This window comes from Flavobacterium sp. NKUCC04_CG (assembly GCF_019345525.1).
In the GTDB taxonomy this organism is placed as follows: domain Bacteria; phylum Bacteroidota; class Bacteroidia; order Flavobacteriales; family Flavobacteriaceae; genus Flavobacterium.
In genome coordinates this window covers 208564-226524 of the sequence record NZ_JAHKRA010000003.1, presented here as the reverse complement: position 1 = coordinate 226524, position 17961 = coordinate 208564, and the positions used below count along the sequence as shown (strand labels likewise).

Here is a 17961-nt window from a genome sequence, read left to right as displayed (position 1 = left end):
AATAATTTCGTATTTTTACATAAATAACAATATCTAAAAGAATATACTGATGAGTATCTTAGAAATGAAAGTTCCTTCGCCAGGGGAGTCAATCACAGAAGTTGAAATCGCTACTTGGTTAGTAAAAGATGGTGATTACGTAGAGAAAGACCAAGCGATTGCTGAGGTTGATTCTGACAAAGCAACCTTGGAGTTGCCAGCTGAAGCTAGTGGTATTATTACCCTTAAGGCAGAAGAAGGTGACGCTGTGGCTGTAGGTCAAGTAGTTTGTTTAATTGATACTAGCGCTGCTAAACCAGAAGGTGGAGCTGCTGCAGCATCAAAACCAGCAGAGGAATCTAAGTCAGCAGAAGCTCCAAAGGCAGCACCAGTTAAAGTAGAAGCGCCTGTGGCTGCTACTACTTACGCATTGGGTGCAGCATCTCCTGCGGCCAAAAAAATATTAGACGAAAAAAACATCGATACAGCTTCCTTACAAGGAACGGGTAAAGATGGTCGTATAACAAAAGAAGATGCTGTTAATGCAGTGCCTTCTATGGGAACACCAACAGGTGGTGCCAGAGGTAGTGAACGTAAAAAAATGTCAATGTTGCGTCGTAAAGTAGCAGAGCGTTTGGTTCATGCTAAAAACACAACGGCTATGTTGACTACTTTTAACGAAGTAAACTTAACACCGGTAAACCAATTGAGAAACGAGTATAAAGACGCATTTAAGGCAAAACACGGAGTTGGTTTGGGGTATATGTCGTTTTTTACCAAGGCAGTTACTCGCGCGTTACAATTGTATCCTGACGTTAACTCCATGATCGATGGACAAGAGCAAATTAGTTTTGACTTTTGCGATATCTCCGTTGCTGTATCCGGTCCTAAAGGACTGATGGTACCGGTAGTGCGCAGTGCAGAATTGTTGTCGTTCAGAGGTGTTGAAAATGAGATCAAACGTTTGGCAATTAGAGCTCGTGACGGACAAATTACCGTTGACGAAATGACTGGCGGAACATTTACAATTTCTAATGGAGGTGTATTTGGTTCGATGTTGTCTACGCCAATCATCAATCCACCGCAATCTGGAATTTTAGGTATGCACAATATTATTGAGCGTCCGATTGCAGTGAACGGAAAAGTTGAAATTCACCCAATGATGTATGTTGCGCTTTCTTATGACCACAGAATTATCGATGGACGTGAGTCTGTAGGGTTCTTAGTGGCTGTAAAAGAGGCTTTGGAAAATCCAACCGAATTATTGATGGGTAACGATGTGAAAAAAGCTTTAGAGCTATAGCGCTTTAATTTAATAGTTTAAAAGTCCTCAACTGAGGCAGTCAAAGTCGGAAGAATTATCTTCCGACTTTTTTTATATTCCATCGGCAAATTTTAGTTTCTTCATGGGCTAAATCCGCCCTGTTATAGTCATTGCTCTTAGGTTGTGCATTTACAGATCGAAAGCGTTTATCTCGTATGGCTCAATCCCTTTCGTCGCATGGCGGTCTTTTTATGTCAAATCTACAAGCTCATCTTTTGGTCAAATGGGAAAATACGGCTGTTGTATTCGTTGACTCACAAATTATTACATCAATTATTTTTTTTTAACATTTAACATCAATTGATGATGAAAAGTGTTAAGTAGGTGTTATTTTCTTTTTTTATTGGATTCTCATGGTATATTTTAGCAAGATGTAAGGTATTGTGTGTTTACGTGTTCCTCGTCGATGGATATCTTATATTTTTAATACTTATTAGTAATTGATTAATAATTTAGCAATGAAAAGAGAATTTTTTATTTGGTGTTTTATGTTGACTTGTTTTTGCGGATTTTCTCAGCATCAGCGATTTGTGTATTTGGGAACTTACAAGCCCGATAAAACTGAGGAACACAAGGTAGCACAACTTTTTGCGTTGGATGTATCTAACGGCAAATCGCTTTTCCATAGTATAGAAAACCCAGATTCTAGAGAAAAATATATCCAAGAGTTAGCATCTTATAAATCTATTGTCGGCTGGGATTTGAATTGGTATATCTATAAATCAAAGGGAAGAGTAGATTTTGCGGTTAATCACGTGAGTACTACTTATGAATATGGAGAATTGGATCAAATCCAGTGGAAAATTACAGATAGAAAACTGCCTTTAGACGGGTATTCAAAAGCTCAATTGGCAGAAACCGAATTCGGCGGAAGGCAATGGCTGGCTTATTTCGACACCGAAATACCTGTATTTGATGGGCCTTATAAGTTTAGTGGACTACCCGGATTGATTGTTAAGTTGGAGAGCCTAGATGGGGATTATATGTTTGAGTTGATTGCGAAAGAACAAGTCAAAGAAGCTAGCGTGGACAAGCCCCTAAATACCATTAAATTGAAAAAGACGAAGTATTTGGAATTGATGCGTTCTAAGGCTAAAAATCCCATAGCTGACTGGAGGGTGTATTATAAAAACATGGGATATTCCGATGTGGCAACAGTAGTGGTTAACGGGGTTTCAATGACCCTAAATCAAATGCTTAAGGAGGATGAGATTGTGGAAAAGTTATGGCAAGAGCAACACAATAATCCCGTGGAGCGGGATGATGTTTGGTTGAAATTTGGTGGCATAATACTAGCGGACTGATATTTCTTTGTTAAACATTGTTTTTTATTATCATAGCTTGTACATTTAAACAAAAAATTATGTTAAAAATTATATTTATAGGTTTTTGTTTAGCGAGTGTCTGTCAGGGATTTGCTCAGACACAACGCTTTATTTACCAGACCACTTATAAGCCAGATTCGCTAAAAAATGCCCTGATTTCAGAATCAAATGCCCTGGATATTGTGGGGCAAAATTCCGTTTACTATAATTATACTAAAGTAGGTGCGAAAGGCGAAGAGAAGGTTGTTGAAAGTGGGAATGTAAAAGAGGGTGCAGAAGCGGCATATTTGACTTATTACGTATTTAAGGATAAGGGTAAAACGGAATTTTTTGTCTATAAAGGCGAAAATGCTTACCAGTACGAAGAGAAGGAAAAGATTAAATGGCAGATTAAAGACTCTATTATAGATTATAAAGGATTGTTTCAAGCGCAATTGGCTGAGACAGATTTTGGTGGTCGAAAATGGCAGGTGTTTTTCACAACTCAAATTCCGATTTCAAACGGACCTTATAAATTTGGCGGTTTACCCGGCTTGATTGTAAAAGCGGTGAGTACAGATTTGGATTACAGCATCGAATTAATGGAGGTGCTACAAGTAAAGGATCGTCTGCTAGAAAAACCAGACAATGTTATGACGCTTTCAAGAAGCAAATATTTATCCTTGATGAACGAACATGTAAAAGACCCGTCTAAAGATATAAAAACAATATTTGCGCGATATGGAGTTGGAATGTCTCACGATGTATCTATTGGGGATGTGATGATGAAACCTGCTGAAATGTTTAAAATAACCAATCAAAAAGCTTGGGAATGGATGAAAACCCATAATAATCCCTTGGAAAAAGGAGATGTTTGGTTGATTTTTGCACCTATGAAAATCGTTTTACCCGAATGAGATATTTGTATTTTGTGAGTATTTTTCTGCTTAATGGAATGGTTTACAGTCAGGTGAAATTATCTGGAAGAGTTGTAGATGAGCAAAATCAGGCGGTAGTTTTTGCTTCAATCACCGTTGAAAATCCGGAGAATAACCTCGTGTTGGCTTTTGAAATGACCGACGATAACGGGGAATTCAAAATCACAGTAGATAGCGAGTTAAAGGAGTTTGCGCTTCGAATGAGTAATTTTAATTATGCCTCTCAGAAAACGATTATCAAGAACAAAACACAGCGGTTTGATTTTATTGCAGTTAAGGAGGTAACTCAATTGAAAGAGATTGTTATCAAGGCGGCATTAATCACCCAGCGCAACGATACAATCAGCTATGATTTAAATGCTTTTGCCGGAAAAAATGATCGGGTTTTGGCAGATGTATTAAAGAAAATACCCGGTATTGAAGTTGATCCCATGGGGCGCATCAAATATCAAGGAAAAGAAATCAATCAATTTTTAGTAGATGGTAAAGATTTGATGGGTGGGGCTTATACCTCAATCACAGAGGCTTTGCCCAATGCTGCTGTCAGTAAGTTGGAGGTTATTGAGAACAATCAGCCCATTAAATTGTTGCAGGGAAAGGTGGCTTCTGAAAATGCGGGCATCAACATCAAACTCAAAAAAGACATTACGGTAACCGGTTCTGCGGATTTGGGTGTGGGTACAGATCCGGCATTGTGGAAAGCAAAAGTATCTCCGATGTTATTTCATAAAAAACTGCAATTGTTTGTCAATGCACAATCTAATAATATAGGCGAAGACTTGTCTTATAGCATGAGTGACTTTTCATTGCCCAACAGTTTTGATACTTTCTTTTATCAAACCAATACAGGTCAGAGCTTGAGTATTGCTGAGACGGCGTTGCCGAGTTTGGCAGTTAAAAGGTATTTGTTTAATACCTCGCATTTGGGAGCTGTTAACATATTGACCAATGTGAGTAAGGATACGGAAATGCGCGTCAATGCCTACTATCTAAACGATGCATTGACACGTGAGGGTGAAGAATCAACCGAAATACGACAATGGGACTCAGGTGGGAAAACACTGTTAAACAATACGTATACAAGAAAGAATAAAAGTGCTGCTTTTTCGGAACAAATTAAGGCAGTAGTCGCTTTTACTAAAAACTCCAAAAAGGGATATCTCAAAGAGGCTTTTACTTTTCAGTCTGCCAAATCAAAAAACAGAGGGGCGCTGGCAATCAATGGTAATCCGTTGAGTCAAACGCTGAATTCACCTGGTTTTTCGCTTCAAAACACCTTTAGTACATTGGTTCCTTTAAACGATAAACAATTTGTCAATTTTAAATCGCTGATTCACTATACTCAAGATCATCAAGACTACAGTATAGAGCCAATTCGGAATCTGAATTTTGATGAGCAATTGCTTAAGCCTTATACAGACTTGGATCAAGTGATGCGCGACCACTCTTTTTTTACCAAAAACGAAGCCTCGATTTCTTGGCAACTCAATCAACTGTTGGTGTCTGCTCTAGCGGGGGTTGATCTGACGGATCGGAATTACAGCAGTCAGCTTTTTGGTACTGCAAGTGATAGCGGTAGAAATTTGATAGGTTCGGAATACGCAAACGATTTGCAGTACTTTAGTGCAGTCAGTAAGGCGGGATTGAAACTAAACTACAAGCGAAAGCGCCTTTCTGGGAATTTGCAGTTGCCTTTAAAAAATTATCATATTGAATTTAAAAATAAAACCTTGATAGATAATCAAGAGCTGAATAGAGCGGTGATTGAACCCACATTCTATGGTCAGTATGATTATAATGCATTTTGGAAATTAAATATAAGTGGGTCACAACAGTATCGCTTTGCGGGCTTGGATCAGCTTTATCCCAATTTTGTGATGAGTCAGCTCAATTTTAGTTCATACAATTCCGATATCTGGGAGAGTAGGTATCAAGTGGCTCGATTGGGCATGGAGTACAAAAACCCGATTAATAGTATTTTCGGTAATATGGAATATCTTATATCTCGCGATGCTAGAGAAGTCTTGTTCACGAGAATGATTGCTGAAAACGGCCAGCAAATAATCAATGTAATAGCTCGCGATAATGCCGTAAATGGACAGGGCGTATCGGGTACTATTGGTAAGTTCTTTTCAAATATGGGCAGTAATGCGAGTTTTACTGCGGGTTTTAATCTGTCTAAAAGTCAGTTTATGATTAATGAAAAACTATTAGATGTTACTACAAATAGTTATGATTTGACTTTTAAGGCAAATAATAATTATTGGAGTTGGTTAGATGTGAATTATCAACTAGCTTATCAAAATCAACAGCGCCGAGAAGGCGAACTCGCTGTGAGCAACAAAAATTTTGAACACAAGTTTAGTGCAGATATCTTCCCAGTGGCAAATCACAGTCTGGGGCTGAATATGGATTATAACGAATATCATCTGTCTGAACAGCAATTTGTCAATCGGTTTTTAGATTTGCGATATCGTTTTAATTGGGTGTCGAAACGCGTGGATTTTAATCTTCAATGGAATAATATTTTAAACACCAAAATCTATGAAGAGGTCGCGGTCAATGATGTACTGACTAGCGTCACAACTTTTAAGCTACGTCCTTCACAAGTTGTATTCTCTGTGAAGTTTAATATCAAATAGGATTAGGTGTTTTTAAGTGAACACTACATTTTAGTGCGGTGACTATTAAGGGTATTTAATCGCAAATCATAGAGGTCAAGTTTGGTTGATTGGGCTTAAATAACCGAGTGGTTTTGGCGGTTGTAAAACCTTGTGGCAAGTAGTATTTACAGAGGTTTGCACTTGTTTTATACTTAAAAAAACAAATATATAACTAGTTGATTTACAGGGTTTTGATTTTTTAAGCTCTATGAAATTTCATTTTTACACATTGTTAACAACTTACCTTTTTTGTGAATAAGTTTTAGGATTTTAAACTTTCTATTGACAATAAAAATGACAATCTTTGTAAGAGTTCGATTCTTCGAATTAGTTTTTTTTTTAATCTTCATAATCAATATAGTATGTCTTTTCAAGAGCCCATTTTAACTGAGAATAAAAATAGATTCGTTATTTTTCCAATCAAGCATCACGATATATGGGATTGGTATAAAAAAATGGAAGCAAGTTTTTGGACCGCAGAGGAAATAGACCTACATCAAGATCTTAGCGATTGGAATAATAAATTAAATGATGATGAGCGCTATTTCATCAAGCATATTTTAGCATTTTTTGCTGCTTCGGACGGAATTGTAAACGAGAATTTGGCCGAGAATTTTGTCAATGAAGTGCAGTATCCAGAAGCGAAGTTTTTTTATGGATTTCAAATCATGATGGAGAATATTCATAGCGAAACCTATTCGTTATTGATTGACACTTATGTGAAAAATGAAGAGGAAAAAGACCATCTTTTTAGAGCGATAGATATATTTCCAGCGATTAAGAAAAAGGCAGATTGGGCTTTAAAATGGATTGAATCCGATTCTTTTGCAGAGCGTTTAATCGCGTTTGCTGCAGTAGAGGGCATATTCTTTTCAGGGGCATTTTGTTCTATTTTTTGGTTAAAGAAAAGAGGCTTAATGCCAGGATTAACTTTTTCTAACGAGTTAATCTCTCGTGACGAGGGGGTTCATTGTGATTTTGCTGTGCATTTGCACAACAATCATTTGGTACATAAGGTTTCTAAAGAGCGCATTAGAGAGATTTTAGTTGATGCTTTAAATATTGAAAGAGAATTTATTACGGAATCTTTACCAGCGAGTTTAATCGGAATGAATGCCGTGTTAATGACACAGTATTTAGAATTTGTCGCAGACAGATTGTTGGTGGAGTTGGGATGTGAAAGAGAGTATAATGTAACTAATCCTTTTGATTTTATGGACATGATTTCTTTACAAGGGAAAACCAATTTCTTTGAGAAGCGCGTTTCTGAATATCAAAAAGCAGGGGTGATTAGTAGTAAAGATGATAACGACGGAAAAATTAGCTTCGACGCTGATTTTTAGTCCACAGTAAAAGATATTCGCTAGTGACTTCGGTCATAAACATAAAAAAGTAAGCCCATGTTTGTAGTAAAAAGAGACGGAAGAAGAGAGCCGGTTATGTTTGATAAAATCACAGACCGAATCAGAATATTGTGTTATGAATTGAATGAATTGGTCGATCCAGTTAAGGTTGCCATGCGTGTTATTGAGGGTTTATACGACGGAGTGACTACTTCTGAGTTAGACAATCTTGCCGCTGAAACCGCTGCATCCATGACCGTTTCGCATCCAGATTATGCTTTGTTAGCGGCGCGTATTGCCGTTTCCAACTTGCATAAAAACACTAAAAAATCATTCTCGGAAACCATCGTTGATATGTATAAATATATCAATCCGAGAACAAACCAAGAATCTCCCTTAATTGCCGATGATGTATTCGAGGTAATTATGAAAAATGCAGAGCGTTTGGATTCGACCATTATTTATCAACGCGATTTTAATTACGATTTCTTTGGTTTCAAAACTTTAGAGCGCTCGTATTTATTAAAAATTGACGGTAAAATTGTCGAACGTCCGCAACATATGTTGATGCGTGTTTCGGTAGGAATACATTTAGACGATATCGATTCGGTTATAGAAACCTATGAGTTGATGTCTAAGAAGTTTTTTACGCATGCTACACCAACCTTATTTAATTCCGGTACTCCAAAACCGCAAATGTCTTCTTGTTTCTTATTGACTATGCAGGACGACAGTATTGAAGGGATTTACGATACTTTAAAGCAAACTGCTCAAATTTCGCAATCTGCAGGTGGAATAGGTCTTTCTATTCACAATGTAAGGGCGACTGGATCTTATATTCGCGGAACAAACGGAACCTCCAATGGTATCGTACCGATGTTACGTGTGTTTAACGACACCGCGAGATATGTTGATCAAGGAGGAGGTAAGAGAAAAGGAAGTTTTGCTATTTATATTGAACCGTGGCATGCTGATGTTTACGACTTTATCGACTTGAGAAAAAATCACGGTAAAGAAGAGATGCGTGCACGTGATTTGTTTTTAGCACTATGGATCAACGATTTGTTTATGAAACGCGTTGAAGAAGATGCGGAGTGGACCTTGATGTGTCCAAACGAATGTCCGGGTCTTGCAGATGTTTATGGAGAAGAGTTCGACGCCTTGTATATGTCTTACGAAGCGGCAGGCAAGGGTAGAAGAAAGATCAAAGCAAGAGAATTGTGGGAGAAAATTCTAGAGGCACAAGTGGAAACGGGTACTCCTTATATGTTGTATAAGGATGCAGCGAACCGCAAGTCCAACCAAAAGAATCTAGGTACTATTCGCTCGTCAAACTTGTGTACAGAAATCATGGAGTTTACTTCTAAAGATGAAGTAGCTGTCTGTAATTTAGCGTCGATTTCTTTACCGATGTTTGTTGAAAACCGCCAATTCAACCATCAAGCTTTATACGATGTGGTTAAAAGAGTTACGCGTAACTTGAATAAAGTAATCGATAGAAACTATTACCCAGTTAAGGAGGCTGAAAATTCAAATATGCGCCACAGACCAGTCGGTCTAGGAGTGCAAGGATTGGCAGATGCTTTTATCTTAATGCGTATGGCATTTACAAGTGATGAAGCCAAAGCTCTAAATCAAGAGATTTTTGAAACGATTTATTTTGCTGCGGTTACTGCTTCTATGGAAATGGCGAAAATTGAAGGACCATATTCTACTTTTGAAGGCTCGCCTATTTCACAAGGAGAATTTCAGTATAACCTTTGGGGTATGAAAGATGCCGATTTAAGCGGTCGTTGGGATTGGGCTTCTTTGAGAAAGGAAGTGATGGAGCATGGTGTTAGAAACTCCTTGTTGTTAGCGCCAATGCCAACAGCATCTACTTCTCAAATCTTAGGAAATAATGAAGCCTTTGAACCGTATACCTCAAATATTTATACGCGAAGAGTGCTTTCGGGAGAGTTTATTGTAGTTAATAAACACTTATTACACGATTTAGTAGATTTGGGATTGTGGAATGAAGATTTAAAACAAGAGATTATGCGCTCTAACGGGTCAATCCAACATTTGGATTATTTGCCTCAAGAGATACGCGATTTATATAAAACCGTTTGGGAGTTAAGTATGAAAGATATTATAGATATGTCTCGACAAAGAGGTTATTTTATCGATCAATCCCAATCGTTAAACCTGTTTATGGAAGGTGCAAATTATGCCAAATTGACTTCGATGCATTTCTATGCATGGAAATCGGGATTAAAAACGGGTATGTATTATTTGAGAACCAAATCGGCTGTAGATGCGATTAAGTTTACACTTAATAACGATAAAAAAGTAGAAGTTCCTGTAGTGGGTATTCCTAAACCACAGGCTAAAGCTGCTGAAGTGGAGGCAATCAGCGTAGAAGATTATAGAGCGATGATTTTAAACGCTCAATCTGCCGAGCCTGATGATTGCGAAATGTGTGGTTCTTAAGTTGAATTTTGAATTGTTATATATATTACGGAGGCTGTCTTTTAAGATAGCCTCCGTTTTTTGTTTGTGGAAGTGTTTATTTGTTATTTCGATTTTAGCTCCGGCTTCTATTTGGATTTAAACATCATGGATCTCGGTTGTTGCTCGCTAAGGAAGTATGTTTCTCAAATTGGCAGCTGAGGGGGTGTATAGGCGGGGCAAGATTTATTTTATCGCATAGTGATGACTAATGATATGGGTCTATCACTATTTACTAAATCGAATTCCATAACAATTTAAATTCTTTGTATCTTTGTCCTTTAAATTATTAAAAAATGCAAAAAGACACTAAAAAAGGAATTTTTCAAGGAATCATTGAAAAAGATGAAAATGGAAATTATTTCTGTGGTCCTTATCTATTAGATTATAAACAAGTCGAATCCGAATTTAAATTGGGAGATAAAATCAGTATCAAAACCGTAATTGCTAATCCTAGCGATAAGAGCTACGAAACCTACCCGAAAAAATCGATGAAATTTTTCTTGGTTAGAGACGAGGATCGTGAGATGTTCTCGTAAATAATGATTAAAACAAAACAGCTTTTCGGGGCTGTTTTTTTATTTGGATAATGCTGCAAAAAATATATAGTGAAAATAATTACACTTTGTGAGGGCGTGTTCTCTGTGGGGAATTCAAAAGCTTTTTTACCATTTGATAAGAAAAAAGATATCTTGTCTGATCGAGAACGTGGAAGTTTTTTATTGGCTGTGCAACCTTTTTTAATCATTTTAAGAAATGATGTAGTGCTGGTAGATACTGGTTTGGGGCAAATGAGCGGAGGCAATTTGCAATTGGTTGAGAATATTAAACAAGCGGGTTATAGTGCAGAACAGGTAACTAAAGTATTGTTGTCGCATTTACATCGAGATCATATCGGAGGTATTTTTGCGTCTGCGGGTGCCGAGGCACCTTTGACTTTTTCCAAGGCCACCTACTATATTCAGCAAAGAGAATTGGAGTATGCTTTACAGCAACAACATCAGTCTTATGATTTGGAAGTGCTAAATCGAATACATGGGGATTCTCGGTTTTTTCTGATGACAGAGAATTCGGGCTCGATTATGGACGGTATCACTTATGAAGTTACAGGTGGACATAGTCCATACCATCAAGTATTTTGGTTTACAGAAGGCGAACAAAGGTTTTTTTATGGGGCCGATGTAGCACCTCAATTGTTTTTTGTAAAAAACAGTATGGTTGGAAAGTATGATTATGATGGAAAAAAAACGCGCGATTTGCGCAGTGATTTTTTAAAACGTGCTATAGCGCAAAATTGGACTTTTCTCTTTTATCACGATACCGAATTTCCATTGTGGAATCCTAATAAATTGAATTTGTAATCAGTATATATTCTGATTATATTTGTGTATATTAAAACAAGTAATGTTATGAGTGCTCTTTTTTTTATCGATCGAAGCCAAATACAATTAAATGATGTTGTATTTAATGATGGTGTAGCCAGTCAAATAGATCAGTTTCTCAAGGAATATCAGTTTCGCGATATACTGATGCAATATGATCTACCGGTATCCAATAAAATTCTTTTATATGGACAGACGGGTTGTGGTAAAACCATGACAGCAAAGGCAATTGCAAAACATCTTGACAAGAAATTAATCATCGTAAATTTAGGGACTATTGTTTCGTCTAAATTGGGTGAAACCGCTAAAAATATTGAAGGTTTATTTCGAGAGATACAGTACGAGAGTGCCGTTTTGTTTTTTGATGAATTTGATTCCTTAGGACAAATTCGCGATTACGACAACAAGGATAATAGTGAAATGAAACGTGTGGTCAACGCCATCTTGCAGTTGATTGATGGTTTTCCACAAAAATCCATACTTATGGCAGCTACCAATCAAATACAGATGATTGATCCGGCACTTGTGCGTCGATTTGAGCTTCAATTAGAGTACACTTCGCCTTCCAATGAGGTCTTAGATGATTATTACGACAACATGCTCTCAAAATACCCGCTAGAGTTTCGTGAGATGCAGCGTTTGTATGAGGTGTCATTTGCAGAAGCTAAAAATCAAATATTCAAATCGGTGAAAAGCAATATCATTAATAGTCAATTAGCGGTTTTATAAAAGCGTAGCTGAATAGTTGAGTTTCGAAAGAGAAAAAGCACTATTTTAAAAATAGATAAAATATAATATATGATGAAATGGGAAAAACTGTTGTCTTTAAAAAAGCACGGTGATCGTTTAGAACGAAACAGAAAAGATGAGAATGAAACCCGAATTGGTTTTGAGGTCGATTACGACCGAATCATTTTTTCATCGGCCTTTCGCAGTTTACAAGACAAAACACAGGTTATTCCCTTGTCAAAAACAGATTTCGTGCACACGCGTTTAACGCATAGTTTGGAAGTTTCTGTTGTAGGGCGTTCGCTGGGACGTATGGTTGGACAGCAAATATTGCGCAAGTACCCGCATTTGGATCTGGATTTGGGTTATACAGTAAACGATTTTGGCGCCATCGTAGCTGCGGCTGCATTGGCACATGATATTGGAAATCCTCCGTTTGGACATTCGGGAGAAAAAGCCATAGGTGATTTTTTTAAGCGAGGTAAAGGAAGTGTGTTTCAAAAAGAGTTGACTGAAAAAGAATGGCAAGACTTAATTGATTTCGAAGGTAATGCCAATGGATTTTCGGTTTTGACTAAGTCCAGACCCGGTATTGAGGGCGGGGTACGCATATCCTATGCTACACTCGGAGCTTTTATGAAATATCCTAAGGAGAGTTTACCTAAGAAACCAACTCGTGATATTTGCGATAAAAAATACGGCTTTTTCCAAGCCGATAAAGAAGCTTTTTTGGCAGTGGCGGATGATTTGGGGTTGATTCGTAAAAAGCGTGATGAAATGGCGTTTTACAGACATCCATTATCCTATCTGGTAGAAGCGGCCGATGATATCTGTTATACAATTATCGATTTTGAAGACGGTATAAATTTGGGATTGATTCCCGAGGAGCATGCTTTGGAGTTTTTAATCAAAATTGTTCAGAACAGTATCAATGCTCAAAAGTATGCGCAACTTTCTTGTACAGAAGATCGGGTGAGTTATTTAAGAGCTTTGGCTATTGGAAGCTTGATTCAAGATGCGGTTCGCATTTTTATAGAAAATGAGTCTGAGATTATGGCGGGAGATTTTCCGTTTGCGCTTATGGATAAGTGCGCTTATGTAGCGCAGATGAAAGATTTGATTGCACTTAGTGTAAATAAAGTATATCAAAGTAAGGAGGTTATCGAAAAAGAAGTGGTGGGATATCAGGTAATTCACACCTTATTGGACCACTTTTGTACGGCTTATAATAATTCTTTTTATGGAGAAGAAACGCATTACGATTCGTTGATGTTAAAACTTTTGCCAGAGAAATATTTGGTGGAAAATCAAACGGTTTATGATCGATTGATGCATATTTGCCATTTTGTTTCCATGTTGACCGACGGTAAAGCTTTAGAATTATATAGAACGATTAAAGTGACGGCTTAAAAAATTAATAATTTAAAGTAAAAAAAACAGGTCATCTCATAAGTAGAGGTGGCCTGTTTTGTAAGATGTACTCTACTTACTGTAAAGTAATGACTTATGTACTTGCAGGTGTTAAGACTTGGAAGGTCTTAGTGGTGAAAAATGAACCATTCTCTAATTTACTATAAGAATGGTTTTGGATTTATAAGGAAGTATTTTTTGATGGAAAATGAGCTATTCGTAGATAGCAATGCTCTTTAATAGCTCTTCCTCATATTGGTATATTTCATTTAAATCTTCTATCAAATATTTCTTTTCAAGTTTGTTTTCGTCAAAGAGACCTAAGTATTTTTTGTTTCCGTTAAAGTGGAAGCGACATAAGGGTTTTCTATTGTTGTCGTCTAGTAAAACTCCAAAATACGACTGGGTGTCACGAGGTACTATTCTTTCAATATTGATGTTTCGACGTAGTATAGCTACAGCGATTCTAAAGGCTTCTAATTCTTCGTCTGTAGTTTCTACTTTATTAATTTCAGGATGATCCACAACTTCGTCTAGTTGTTTTGCTTCCTCTTTTTTTAGAGCGGCATTTAAACGATTATTGACACTTTCACTTATGATTTGAGCAAAGGCTTTACTCACTAAATCAGTGAATTCTATTAAAACCTTTTCGGTTAACCGTCCGCTATATGCTCTGCCTGCAAAAAAGCGAACAAACTCATGTGTAGGGGATTCTAATTCTTTTTCAATTAGGTTTTTGATTTCCTGAGTGTATTTTAAATCACTGGCATTGGTGATGATTTTATTGACATCGAAATTGGAGCTGTGAAATTTCGCTATTTCATTGATTGTTGAATCCTTTAGATTGGTAATGTCAAATTCCAAAAATGGTTTGTCATCCATAATGTTTTTAGCCTCTAAATCGGTAAAAAACTGATATTTGATGCCATTGGTTAATAAGGAAAAACGGGTTTTGGTTACATGAAAATATCGGAATAATTGGGAATTATGTGTCGTTAACTCCTTGTTCCAATTTTTACATTCTATAATTAAAATAGGTTCGCCATTTTGAAAAATTGCATAATCGACTTTTTCACCTTTTTTAAGACCTAAATCAGCCGTGAACTCCGGAACGACTTCTAATGGGTTAAAAGTGTCGTAACCCAATATATTGATAAAAGGAAGTATAAAAGCATGTTTGGTCGATTCTTCGGTTTCGATTTTATCTTTTAATAACGCAATCTTTTCTGCGAGAGCTTTTAGTTTTATTTGTAAGTCCATAGTGAGGCGATTTTTAGTTCTTTACCAAAGCTATCGTAACCTAGACATCATTTCATGAGGGAAACCTCATTAGGTGTTTTTGTTAAAAGCGGTTGTCTTAAAAGACTATGTTATATTGGATTAAATTTTCGATAATATTTGATTGAGTAAAACAATGATTTTCGGGGTTTCTATAAGTTAAAAGAGCTTACCTATAACAACACGAAAAACTCAGATTTAATTTCTGCAATCAATCGCAACAACCACTTTAGCCTCCCTCTTTAGGCGATTTGGTTCCCAATAATCATTCTGCACGTATTGTTAATCATTCTAGGCTAAATCGACACTATCTTCTAATTTTATCTTACAAACCGAAAGAAACCTCGTGAATTATTATATAGTTGAACAGAAGCAAATAAAAGTTTTGATCTAGCGTAACGACTTTGATAAAGAATGTAAAACAATAGGGATAAATAAAACTCCGTTTAGCAAAAAAAAACTATTTTTCGACCAAGAAGAAAACTATTTTGTATGTTCTTCAATGGGGCAACACGAATTCATGGATAGAAGAACTCAAATATCAGCTAAAAGTTTTAAATAAACCGTAGTTTTATAGCAAGCAAAAAACTATGAAGGATGCGCTTTACGAATGCATTGTCACAAATCTGAACAAAAAAAATAATAGCAGTCAATGCTAACGTAGAAAGATACATAACAAAATGTCGGAAATTATTAAGCTCCAAAATTCAATCTGTAAATAAAAAATGAAAGAGGCCGTCCAAATTTCGTTTTGGAACGGCCTCTCTTATTATTTAACTTTGAGACTTGTATTTATTGTTTCACGTATTCCGTAAAATTACCTGCAATATCCGCAGCGCTGTTGTAAACCGCTTCTGCTTCTGTTTTAGGATTGCTTCCTTCTACTGGAGCTTTGGTTTCTCTACCGATTTTTACGGAAGTAGCCGTAACATTTTTCAATTGAGCTACATAATAAGTACCTGCTTTGCTACCTAAGCCTTCTAATAAGATTTTCTTAGTTACAGGGTTGTATTTAAGAATCTTCATATCGTATGCTGCACCTGCATCAAAGGTTACTACTTCGTTGCTGAAGATATAAGAGTAAATACCCGCATTTTGCGAGGTACCATCAAAGCTATATTTTCCTTGAACCGGTAGTCTTATAACGCCTTCTTTAAAGTATTCTGTGAAATTTCCTGTTACGTCAGCAGGGCTATTGAAAACGGCTTCTGCTTCGGTTTTAGGGTTGTTTCCACCTGCTGGAGCTTTGGTTTCTCTGGCTACTTTTACAGAAGTATCGGTGATATCTTTTAATTGAGCAACGTAGTAAGTACCCGCTTTGCTATCCAAACCTTCTAATAAAATCTTTTTAGTAGTTTGGTTGTACGCTAAGACTTTCATGTCGTAAGGCGCTCCAGCGTCAAAAGAAACTTTCTCGTTAGTGAAATTATAGCTGTAAACACCGCCGCTTTGAGCTGTTCCGTCAAAAATGTATTTTCCGGATACAGGTAAGCTGATCGAAGCAATAGATGCTTTGGTTAATTTTAACCAACCGAACTTAGTATGTCCAACATTTGGAACTTCGTTTGGATCGGCATATTTCGTATCAATGGCTTCTTTTTCTGTAGCGAAAGTATAATCCATATTGATTTCTAGACTTTCTGCAGTGATGTTTCTTAAAAAGAACGCTGTATATTGTCCTGTTGAAGTCTCTTTAGTTACGATTTTGTAAACATTATCGCTAAGATTTTGAAAGGCTTTAACAACTACCTCTTCAGTGTCTTCGCCGCTCATGTTTGAGTTTTGTACTACTAAGGTTGTAGCTGTAAATACATAAGGAATTTTCATTCCTGCATGTGCGTATTCGTAAGTTCCGATTACGGGAAACTTGGCATCAAGTTCCTTTTGAGTCGGATTTTCAGGGCCTGGACCTGGAGGAATAATAGGAGAAGAATCATCACTTGAACAACCTACCGCCAGCAAACTTGTTATTGCTATAAGGGCAAAAATTTTTATAATTTTCATAAAATATATAATTGTTTTTATTTAGACCAAAAATAAATAATAAGATTTATTAAAAAAAACTTTTTAGGTTTTTTGTTTGTTATTAATTTAATGAGGCCTTGTAAGTAATTTTATTTATTTTTTTGTGTTAAAATAAAATGATTTATAAGTTATTTTATGAAATTGTTTGTTTTTATAAGATAGGTAGACTCCTTGTTTTTTGAGGTCTTTATTCAAAACAGTTTGGATAATAGAGAAGTTGGTCTGTGGAATTGTAAATTAATCCAATTGCGAGCTTATATATTCGTGTATAGCCTTGGTATGGATATAAAAAAAGACGCTCTAGGAGCGTCTTTATATTTTGTTTGCTGTTATTGCTAATAGCAAGACAAGGATTTAAGCTTCAAATGGAAGAATTGAAACAAAAGATTTGTTGTCTCTTTTCTTTTCAAATTTCACGATTCCAGCAACTCTTGCATGTAAAGTATGATCTTTACCCATGTAAACGTTTTCACCTGGATTGTGCTTAGAACCTCTTTGTCTAATAATGATGTTTCCAGCAATTGCTGCTTGACCACCGTAAATCTTAACACCTAAGCGTTTCGATTCTGATTCTCTACCGTTCTTAGAACTACCGACACCTTTCTTGTGAGCCATGACGTTTTAGTTTTAAATGTTAATAATTATTCAGCTGCTTCAGCAGTTTTTTCTTTTTTAGCCGCTTTTTTCTTTGCTCCTCCTGCATTGATACCTTCAATAACAATTTGAGTCAAAGCTTGTCTGTGACCGTTTTTCTTTTTGTAACCTTTTCTTCTTTTCTTCTTGAAGACGATTACTTTGTCACCTTGTAGGTGTCTTAATACTTTGGCTTCGATAGAAGCTCCTTCTATAGCTGGGGCGCCTAAAGTAATGTTGTTGTTGTCATCAATTAAAAGAACTTTATCAAAACTGATAGTAGCTCCTTCTTCTTGAGGCAAACGGTGAACATAAACTTTTAGGTCTTTGCTTACTTTAAATTGTTGCCCTGCTATCTCTACGATTGCGTACATAATATAATGTTTAAAAGTCTGCAAATATACAATAATTTTTTATTGGATTACAACTAATGTTTTCTTTTTGAATTTTTTAGGTTCCCTAG

General features: G+C 36.5%; 14 protein-coding genes. 10 read left to right on the top strand and 4 right to left on the bottom strand.

What is annotated here, in order from left to right; translation table 11 throughout:
• Positions 1–49: 49 nt before the first annotated feature.
• The 10 genes from odhB (at position 50) to KO524_RS03790 (ending at position 13562) form a co-directional block, all read left to right on the top strand.
• Positions 50–1282 (top strand): 2-oxoglutarate dehydrogenase complex dihydrolipoyllysine-residue succinyltransferase, encoded by a 1233-nt coding sequence (gene odhB, locus KO524_RS03835; RefSeq protein ID WP_219290411.1) that lies wholly within the window; start codon positions 50–52, stop codon positions 1280–1282.
• A 479-nt stretch (positions 1283–1761) separates the two neighbouring features.
• Positions 1762–2607 carry a GLPGLI family protein gene (locus KO524_RS03830; protein WP_219290408.1) on the top strand — a complete coding sequence of 282 codons (846 nt, stop codon included), beginning with the start codon at positions 1762–1764 and terminating at the stop codon, positions 2605–2607.
• Between the two features lie 59 nt (positions 2608–2666).
• Positions 2667–3524 (top strand): GLPGLI family protein, encoded by an 858-nt coding sequence (locus KO524_RS03825; protein ID WP_219290406.1) that lies wholly within the window; start codon positions 2667–2669, stop codon positions 3522–3524.
• Positions 3521–6187, top strand: coding sequence for a carboxypeptidase-like regulatory domain-containing protein (locus tag KO524_RS03820; protein WP_219290404.1), 2667 nt, complete (start codon positions 3521–3523; stop codon positions 6185–6187). The genes KO524_RS03825 and KO524_RS03820 overlap by 4 nt, the downstream gene beginning before the upstream one ends.
• A 383-nt stretch (positions 6188–6570) precedes the next feature.
• Positions 6571–7551: a ribonucleotide-diphosphate reductase subunit beta gene (locus KO524_RS03815; RefSeq protein ID WP_219290402.1), complete on the top strand. Its 981-nt coding sequence runs from the start codon at positions 6571–6573 to the stop codon at positions 7549–7551.
• Between the two features lie 57 nt (positions 7552–7608).
• Positions 7609–10023, top strand: coding sequence for a ribonucleoside-diphosphate reductase subunit alpha (locus KO524_RS03810; RefSeq protein ID WP_219290386.1), 2415 nt, complete (start codon positions 7609–7611; stop codon positions 10021–10023).
• Between the two features lie 314 nt (positions 10024–10337).
• A complete protein-coding gene (locus tag KO524_RS03805; protein WP_219290367.1) occupies positions 10338–10580 on the top strand; it encodes a hypothetical protein in 243 nt (80 codons plus the stop codon).
• Positions 10581–10649: 69 nt separating this feature from the next.
• Positions 10650–11402, top strand: a complete 753-nt coding sequence (locus KO524_RS03800) for an MBL fold metallo-hydrolase (RefSeq protein ID WP_219290351.1) — start codon at positions 10650–10652, stop codon at positions 11400–11402.
• Positions 11403–11450: 48 nt separating this feature from the next.
• Positions 11451–12152, top strand: coding sequence for an AAA family ATPase (locus KO524_RS03795; protein ID WP_219290348.1), 702 nt, complete (start codon positions 11451–11453; stop codon positions 12150–12152).
• A 69-nt stretch (positions 12153–12221) separates the two neighbouring features.
• On the top strand, positions 12222–13562 hold the full coding sequence (locus KO524_RS03790) for a deoxyguanosinetriphosphate triphosphohydrolase (protein ID WP_219290345.1): 1341 nt from the start codon (positions 12222–12224) through the stop codon (positions 13560–13562).
• A 213-nt stretch (positions 13563–13775) separates the two neighbouring features.
• On the opposite strand, the gene KO524_RS03785 is transcribed toward KO524_RS03790, so the two are convergent.
• The 4 genes from KO524_RS03785 to rplU all read right to left on the bottom strand — a co-directional run bounded on the left by KO524_RS03785 (position 13776) and on the right by rplU (position 17872).
• A complete protein-coding gene (locus KO524_RS03785) occupies positions 13776–14822 on the bottom strand; it encodes a type I restriction endonuclease (protein ID WP_219290325.1) in 1047 nt (348 codons plus the stop codon).
• An 810-nt stretch (positions 14823–15632) separates the two neighbouring features.
• The gene (locus tag KO524_RS03780) at positions 15633–16844 is read right to left on the bottom strand and encodes a hypothetical protein (protein ID WP_219290322.1); all 1212 of its coding nucleotides are present in this window, start codon (positions 16842–16844) and stop codon (positions 15633–15635) included.
• A gap of 375 nt (positions 16845–17219) precedes the next feature.
• On the bottom strand, positions 17220–17480 hold the full coding sequence (gene rpmA / locus KO524_RS03775; RefSeq protein ID WP_219290319.1) for a 50S ribosomal protein L27: 261 nt from the start codon (positions 17478–17480) through the stop codon (positions 17220–17222).
• Between the two features lie 26 nt (positions 17481–17506).
• Positions 17507–17872 carry a 50S ribosomal protein L21 gene (rplU, locus tag KO524_RS03770; protein ID WP_219290314.1) on the bottom strand — a complete coding sequence of 122 codons (366 nt, stop codon included), beginning with the start codon at positions 17870–17872 and terminating at the stop codon, positions 17507–17509.
• Between the last annotated feature and the right edge of the window lie 89 nt (positions 17873–17961).